This is a genomic window from Microcystis sp. LE18-22.4A (assembly GCF_027531105.1).
GTDB lineage: Bacteria > Cyanobacteriota > Cyanobacteriia > Cyanobacteriales > Microcystaceae > Microcystis > Microcystis aeruginosa.
On the sequence record NZ_JAPZRB010000570.1, the window covers coordinates 1 to 1132 of the forward strand.

The following is a 1132-nucleotide window of genomic DNA, read 5'->3' on the forward strand; positions in this document are numbered from 1 at the left end:
CGTCCGTTTTTTGAGGTCTCCGATTGCCCACCGGCGACCTTGATATTAATTGCGGCGTTCACGTCTCGATCATGAAAAGTCCCACAGAAAAGACATTCCCACTCACGGATATTTAACGCTTTTTTCCCGCCAATATTCCCACAACAGGAACATCGCTGAGACGTTGGCTCCCATCGGGAAATTATCCGAAAATTACGCCCATATTTATCAGATTTTGCCGATAGCATATCTCGGAAAGAACGCCATCCTAAGTCTGATATGGCACGGGATAACTTGCGATTCTTAAGCATTCCCGATGTGTTTAAATCCTCTAAAACTATCGTTTGATTCTCACGAACGATTCTAGTGGATAGTTTCTGCAAGAAATCAGTGCGAGTGTCTTTAATCTTTGCCTGGATTTTAGCCACTCGTTTTCTTGTTTTTTCCCGTCGGTTACTTCCTTTTTGCTTTCTAGAAAGGTTTTTCTGTGCCTTTCTTAGCCGTTTTAATTGTTTCTTTAACGGTTTCGGTGCGTCTATCTTTTCCCCTGTTGAGAGGGTAGCAAAAGTAGCAATCCCTAGATCGATTCCCACGGACTCCCCGTTATTAGGAAGTATTTCGGGCTGAATCTCGACAACAAAGCTGAGAAAATAGCGAGCTGCCGCGTCTTTAATCACAGTGACGCTAGAAGGTTTAGAGGGTAATGGGCGACTCCAAACGATTCTTAAATCACCGATTTTTGCTAAAGTAACGTGATATTGATTGATGGTAAAACCATTGTCAGTAAATCTTGCCGATTGTTTAGATTTACGTTTTTTAAACTTGGGAGGTTTGACTTTCTTTTCTTTTCTCTCTCCCTTGCAAGATGCAAAAAAGTTAGAATAGGCTGTCTCTAAGTCTCTCAAAGACTGCTGCAAAGGGATAGAAGAAACCTCGGTCAGCCAGACTTTTTCTGTCGTCTTTTTAATTTGAGTTAGTCTTTTAGATAACTCGGTATATTTTGGCTTTTTCTCCCCTTGTCGATAGAGTTCTTGACAGTAAGCTAAGGTATCGTTCCAGACAACGCGCACACACCCGAACAATTGAGACAAAAGCCTCTTTTGTTGGTCTGTTGGGTAAATACGGTATTGATACCTCGCTTTCATTGGGTTAA

1 protein-coding gene is annotated in these 1132 nt (G+C 41.9%); it reads right to left on the reverse strand.

The window, feature by feature from the left end; genetic code table 11:
- Positions 1-1124: RNA-guided endonuclease InsQ/TnpB family protein (locus O9295_RS24615; protein ID WP_288035935.1), on the reverse strand; the 1124-nt coding region annotated here is incomplete at its 3' end.
- Positions 1125-1132 lie beyond the last annotated feature (8 nt).